This is a genomic window from Clostridioides sp. ZZV15-6598 (assembly GCF_020657705.1).
GTDB lineage: Bacteria > Bacillota > Clostridia > Peptostreptococcales > Peptostreptococcaceae > Clostridioides > Clostridioides difficile_F.
Genome location: NZ_JAGWCS010000226.1, coordinates 1 through 3,361 on the forward strand (window position 1 = coordinate 1; position 3,361 = coordinate 3,361).

The 3,361-nt window shown below is 25.9% G+C and carries 3 protein-coding genes; all 3 read right to left on the reverse strand.

The window, feature by feature from the left end; all coding sequences use genetic code 11:
- Positions 1–280: 280 nt before the first annotated feature.
- Positions 281–1,585 (reverse strand): MATE family efflux transporter, encoded by a 1,305-nt coding sequence (locus tag KGF50_RS20865; RefSeq protein WP_227849833.1) that lies wholly within the window; start codon positions 1,583–1,585, stop codon positions 281–283.
- Positions 1,586–1,682: 97 nt separating this feature from the next.
- Complete coding sequence (locus tag KGF50_RS20870; RefSeq protein ID WP_227849835.1) at positions 1,683–2,495, reverse strand: MerR family transcriptional regulator; 813 nt, start codon at positions 2,493–2,495, stop codon at positions 1,683–1,685.
- Positions 2,496–2,665: 170 nt separating this feature from the next.
- A complete protein-coding gene (locus KGF50_RS20875; RefSeq protein ID WP_227849834.1) occupies positions 2,666–3,304 on the reverse strand; it encodes a GntR family transcriptional regulator in 639 nt (212 codons plus the stop codon).
- Between the last annotated feature and the right edge of the window lie 57 nt (positions 3,305–3,361).

A 3,361-nucleotide genomic window follows, 5' to 3' on the forward strand; every position in this document is an offset into this window, starting at 1 on the left:
ATTTTATATTTTTATTTTTTCTAAGCTTTTCTAATGCTTTAAGTTTAATATTTTTAATTTGTATGTATTCTATTACTAAACTTTCATACTATTTTTATTTTATATATTAAAATCCATAGTTTAGTGTAGCTAAATAATTTTCATATTTGTACATTTAAATTTTTTATAAAAATTATTAAAATTTAATCTAGTGTTATAGAATAAATTCTATTTGTACAAACAAAAATAGAGTAGTAAATAAATTCACTACTCTAAATAAATAATTTATAGTATCATAATATTATAAACTTATAGCATTTTTTGTACATTCCTTTATATTTGCTACTTTACTCATAATTAGAACTGTCAAGAGTTCTGAAACAGCCATACTTACCCATATTCCATTTACTCCAAATAATTTAGAAAAAACAAGTAGTATAATTGGTAATAGTAAGATTGAACGTAAAACGCCTATAATATTAGAATGTATTGGCATTTCTATCGCCTGATAATACATCATCGTGGTTAAATTTTTTCCAATCATAAGATAGGCTAAATTAGCCATATTAAGTGCAACATAGGCCATTAAAATAATTTCTTTATCACTCGTAAATATTTTTATAATTTCTTTTCCAAATAAAAAGCATATTACTGTAAATATTATAGATACACAAAAGCTCATTTTTGTTGCCATATTATAATAGCCTAACATTTTTTTACTTTCTTTAGAACCAAAATTATAGCTTATAAGTGGTTGAACACCTAAAGTTATCCCCATTAAGAGATTATAAATATTAGTAGTTACATAGTTTACTACAGCATAAGCAGAAAGACCTACATCTCCAACAACTCTTGTCAAAACTATATTATGTGCAAGTATAATTATTGAAAAAGCACTCTCTGCAAAGAATGAAGGAAATCCTATATTAAATAATTCTTTTAAAACATCCTTTTCTATATTTGCTGGACCAAAAGATAACTTACCTTTTTTAAACATAAAATGAGGTAACATTATTATAAGTGTAGATAGTTGACCTAAACCACTTGCAATTGCTGCACTTTTTACACCAAATCCAAGTTTAAATATAAATATATAATTTAAAGTTATATGAAATATTGTTCCTGACACAGTAGCTATCATGGCAAGTTTTGGTCTTCCATCATTTCTTAAAAAACTGCAAAAAACAAGACCTAGCAAATTTGGGAGACAGAAAACAGCATAAAATGTTAAGTATTCAGAAGATAATCCGACTAAACTTTCTGTTGCTCCCATAATTCTAACTATATGCTCTGAAAAAAGTATACAAATTATTGTGAGAGATAAACTACCTATTATTAAAACTTTTATTACTTGTCTAAATATATTTACAGCCCTTTTCTCATCTCCAAAACCAAAATTTTTCGAAACTAGAGCTCCTCCTCCAACTGCCATTAAACTAGACAGCCCTAAAAATACCATTACAAGAGGCATTACTATACTAACAGCTGTAAGTGCTGAATCACCTAATCCTTTTCCCAAAAATATTCCATCTAATATTGTATTAAATGATGATACAAACATAGCAAGAGCTGATGGTATAGCATACTCTAAAAATTTTTTTGACATTAAAAATCTACCTCCCATAGATTATTATAATAAATATTATTTCACTATATAAAATACTAATATATCCTCTGAGGGGAGAGTCAAGTTTTTTTGTATACTATTTTTTTCTTATTTCTAATTGAACCAAGGTCTTTTCTTTTGTATCTGAATCTACTCTGGAAAGCATCCATATTTCATTAAAATTTCCAACGAGTTCTATATTATTACGCTTTGCATAATCTATTATTTTTTGATAATAATGATAAGCGTTATTCCAATTATCATCATATATAATTGTTAAATATTCACCTTCTGGTAAAATATGCTCATTTTCATATTCTTCTCTTTCTTTAAAATCTATTATGTCATCGTATAATAATGCTTTACCTTCTTTAATTACTTTCTCATATGAAATACTACCTGAGATTATAGGATATACATCATTATACTTATCTTGAATGTGTAAAATAATATGTCTCAGATACATCTCAAGTTCAACTTCATCCTTTGAATTACATTTATATATGTTTACTTTTCTTTCTTTATTGTATTTTATAAACACATTATTTAAATCATATTTCAACAATCCATTTACTTTAAATTCTATATCATTTAGATAATTTTTCACATCTGATAGTTCTTTTATTTTATTTTCTATCATTTTATTTTGTCTATCAATTGTATTCATCATAGACTCAATTGAACTATCTGAATCAATTAATTTTTTTATATCTTCAAGAGCCATACCCATAATCTTACAGTATTTAATTACATCTATACTCATAAATTGTTCTCTTGAATAATACCTATATTTATTTTCTTGATTTACATATGCTGGTTTTAATATACCTACTTTATCGTAGTATCTTAGAGTTTTTATTGATAAATCAAAAAGTTTAGATACTTCTCCTATTGAAAAATATGTTTTTATATTATCCCCCCCTTTATATTTTGCATTAAAATATTACTACATTAACCTATAAATATCAATATAAAATTAGTTGTATTTTTAATTAACTTTATATTGATATTTATAGATTAAAAATAATAAAATAATGATAGAATTATATAAAAAATAAGAGAAGCTTTTAAAAGCTTCTCTTATTCCATCTCTGCTATAGGTATCGTTTTCCAATGTTTTCTTAAAATTGCTTCAACATTTTCTGAATCCTTTGCTCTCATAAACTTCACTGCCTCAATATGTTGATTATTGCTGTAAGTTAACATTTTATACAATTCTTCTTCATTGTCGCTAGTATATGACTTTGACATAAAATTATATCTAAGAGAGTTCAACATATTTATTAACACTTGATTCTCTGATTTTGCTATGTATATATCGTGAAATTCATTGCTTAGTTTTAAGTAGTTATTGTAATTTTTATACTTTATAGAGATAGCCATCATTTCTGTTAACTCGTCCATTTTTATTAAATCTGATTCTGTTAAATTTTCTAAAGATGAAGAACCTGCTAACGCATCTAACACACCAATTACAGAATATGTGTCTAGTTTTTCCTTTTCCTGAAACTCTTTTACCACAAATCCCTTATTAGGTATCTTTTCTAGTAAATTTTCACCTGCCAACCTCGTTAGTGCTTCCCTTGCTGGTGTTCTACTAACTCCAATAGAGTTACAAATTTCAGATTCAGTAATTCTCTGATTAGCTTCATACTCTCCATTTTGGATTTTTTTTGATATATAGTCATAGACTTGAGTTGTAAGTGGATCTACTTTCATAAGACACTCCTCCATATTAAGATTATAAAAGTTAAATCTCCCTACAACTTCCTGCCC

Bases quoted from the DNA above. Each gene is read 5' to 3' on its own strand.
- KGF50_RS20865 (WP_227849833.1), bottom strand. From the start codon at position 1,585: ATGTCAAAAAAATTTTTAGAGTATGCTATACCATCAGCTCTTGCTATG.
- KGF50_RS20875 (WP_227849834.1), bottom strand. From the start codon at position 3,304: ATGAAAGTAGATCCACTTACAACTCAAGTCTATGACTATATATCAAAA.